Source organism: Methylobacterium sp. E-041 (assembly GCF_022829665.1).
GTDB lineage: Bacteria > Pseudomonadota > Alphaproteobacteria > Rhizobiales > Beijerinckiaceae > Methylobacterium.
In genome coordinates this window covers 1-2,859 of sequence record NZ_JAKSYQ010000030.1, presented here as the reverse complement: position 1 = coordinate 2,859, position 2,859 = coordinate 1, and the positions used below count along the sequence as shown (strand labels likewise).

Here is a 2,859-nt window from a genome sequence, read left to right as displayed (position 1 = left end):
CTGGATCAGCCGCAACCGCCGCCTTTGGAAAGACCCGGAGGCGACCCTCGCCTCGGCCCAAGCCTTCCTCTACGCCGCCGCCGTCATGATCCTCGTCCGAAGGCTCGGCCGAGCGTCATGACTTATCGGACGGACTCTTAGGCGTGAAGGCTGTCCCTCGTTGCCGGAAACCGCCGAGTCGTCCGAAATTCCATCCTCGGCACGTCCAGTCGGTGAACAAGTAGCAGCGCCCTCCTCGCCGGTCGAACTTGGCTCGCGGGTCACGACACCAAGCACGCCGCGCGGCCCGACCCCACCCGTACTCGCGGGCACGTCCTGATACTGGGCGAAGGCAGGTGTAGAGAGCACGGCCGCAACAGCAGCCGCGAGCAAAATTTTAATCACTGTAATTCCAGACGATGGAGATGCGGCAGGAAAATCTTGGAGCGTCTGACAACAGGCGCTGTACGCGATTGATCCCGCGACAGTTCAGCCATCACGGTATGGTGTTCGATGAAGACCGTCCGTGCTACTTCGCCTGTCCTGCTATCGTGCGAACTTTGCAACGCCAATCCTGCTTCAGTCACGCTTTTCGGTGCTGGCGCAGCCATCGCGTGGCTTCCTCCAGCGTGTCGAAGATCGGCGCTGACACTCCGAAGAGACGTCCGAAGGCCGCCTCCACGAACCAGCCCGGGCCCACCTCGTGCTCGGGGGTATCGAGACGCACCAGCACCGCAATCAGCAGGCCGTTGGCCAGGACTAGACGCCCTTCCCGATCCGGGCTGCCCGTGTCGACCATGATCGGCTGCAGCACGAGCAACGTCTCGACGTTGTCGCGCGCATCCATGCCTAACTTTCCCGGAGCTGGTTCAGCCATGGCTGGCTCCGGCGTGCCCCCCAGCGCGTGTTCTTGAGGTGGAGGTAGTTCGGCGTGAAGCCGCAGAACGATTTGAGCTGCTCGACATCGTGGATCGTCAGAACCCGTCGTTTGAGCGTGATCAGCCCGAGATCACGCAGCTCGCGAAGCGTACGGTGCACGTGAACGGCGGACAAGCCCATCGTGTCGGCAAGCTCGGTCTGTGTGAACGGGAAGGGGTAGCTGTCGTTCGTGACCTTCCCGACCGCATCGAGCCGGACCAGCAGTTCGCAGACGAGGTGGGCGATCCGCTGCTCCGGGGCACGGCCACCAAGGTTGACGAGCCACTCGCGCAGCACCGCCTCATCGACGAGGGCACACCACCAAAAGGCTCGCGTAACCTGCGGATGGGCCTCGGTGATCTCCTCGATGGCCCGACGCGGGATGTCGACGACATGGCACGGGGAGATCGTGCCGATGTTGTGGTCCATCTGGTCGAGGATGAACACGTTGAGATCGCAGAAGTCTCCTGGAACCAGGAGAGCCATGATCTGGCGTTTGCCGCTCGGCAGCACCTTGTAGCGGCAGGCGAGGCCATCGAGGATCAGATGGACGTTCTCGGGTTCGTCACCTTCTCGGACCAGATCGACCCGTGCACCGACCTGCCGAATGCGCGGCGCCAGGCCATCCAGGGCCCGACGATCGTCATCCGATAGGTCCTCGAAGCCTTCCAGCTTCCGGGTGAGTACCTGCTGCATCACGCCTCGGCATGGTGACGTCGGCCCCCATCATATGTCGGAAACCCCACCAAACAAACCATCATTTGACGATTTGGTTGCATAAGTCCCTGCTTTTGTTTACGAAAGGATGGATTGCCTGCCGAGCGCTCGGGCGCAGGTAGCTGAGGGCTCGTGCTCCCGCCCTTTCCAGGACGGGTTCATTGAAACAGCCCTTACAGGCCACCTACCGCAATCGGCTGCTTGTCGGCTTAAGGCCCGCCGATTTCGCCTGGGTGCAGAACCATCTCACTCCAGTCGTACTCAGGGTCGGCGACGTGCCGATGCCGGCCGCTACTCCGCTCACGCATGTCTATTTCGTTGAGCAGGGCATCGTCTCGCTCGTAGCGCGCTCCTCGGACGGCGAACAGGCGGAGATCGGACTGGTCGGCTACGAGGGCGTGGTCGGCCTCCCGCTCATCCTGGGATCGGATCGCGCGCCGTACGACGGCCAGGTTCAGATGGCCGGCCTCGCGTGGGCTATGCCGGCTGAAGCCCTCTTTGCCATGCTGCAGCGGAGCGCCGCCTTCAGCGAGGGCCTGCTGCGTTACGCACAAGCCTCCGCTGTACAGGTGGCTGGCACGGCACTAGCCAACGCGCGCTATACGCTGGCAGCCCGTCTCGCCCGCTGGTTGCTGATGTGCCACGATCGGGTCGAGGGGGACGACCTGCCGACGACCCACCGCTTCTTGTCCGTGATGCTCGGCGTGAACCGCACTGGTGTCAGCGAGGCGATGGCCGTTCTGGAACGGGCCGGGGTCATCGCAACGAAGCGTGGGACCATCACCATCCGGGACCGCGAAAAGCTGATTGCTCAAGCGGGCGCCTGCTACGGAATGCCGGAGGCGGAGTACGATCGGCTTCTCGGGCCTACAACGTCGACCCCAACAGTCTGATCGACATTTTCAAAGAGCTAGGCCGGGCTGCGTCAAGCGCTGCCGCAATCGACTAATCAAATGATGCAAAATACGCATACCGCACCCCCTTTCGCGCTCGGTGGTCGGCTTCGACCTCCGGTTGTATGGTAAGAGATTCGCCTCTATTTGGAGACCGCATGTCAGCATACGACAGGCCAAGAGTGCTGCCTGAAGGCGAGATTACATTCCAGGGACGCGGTCAGGGGGTCCTGACCGGCTTCAAACTGCTACTCAGGGTGTGCCCGCACTGCTCACAGCGGAATGACAGGCGGGCGGCAGATATGGGCATCTGCCAGTGGTGCGCCTACGTGCCGTCGTTGCACGATGCGGA

The 2,859-nt window shown here is 62.6% G+C and carries 3 protein-coding genes and 1 pseudogene; 2 read left to right on the top strand and 2 right to left on the bottom strand.

The features are described 5' to 3' along the window. Nucleotides 1–121 (top strand): annotated as a pseudogene (locus MKK70_RS01800) (IS5/IS1182 family transposase); the annotation flags it as partial. 441 nt (nucleotides 122–562) lie between these two features. Here the strand turns inward: MKK70_RS01800 and MKK70_RS01795 are convergent. Both MKK70_RS01795 and MKK70_RS01790 read right to left on the bottom strand, forming a co-directional pair. After that, nucleotides 563–826, bottom strand: a complete 264-nt coding sequence (locus MKK70_RS01795) for a hypothetical protein (protein ID WP_243945565.1) — start codon at nucleotides 824–826, stop codon at nucleotides 563–565. A gap of 2 nt (nucleotides 827–828) precedes the next feature. Then, complete coding sequence (locus MKK70_RS01790; protein WP_243945562.1) at nucleotides 829–1,593, bottom strand: Crp/Fnr family transcriptional regulator; 765 nt, start codon at nucleotides 1,591–1,593, stop codon at nucleotides 829–831. Between the two features lie 182 nt (nucleotides 1,594–1,775). Here MKK70_RS01790 and MKK70_RS01785 point away from each other — a divergent pair, with 182 nt between their 5' ends. Further along, nucleotides 1,776–2,507 (top strand): Crp/Fnr family transcriptional regulator, encoded by a 732-nt coding sequence (locus tag MKK70_RS01785; protein WP_243945560.1) that lies wholly within the window; start codon nucleotides 1,776–1,778, stop codon nucleotides 2,505–2,507. The last annotated feature ends 352 nt before the right edge of the window (nucleotides 2,508–2,859 follow it).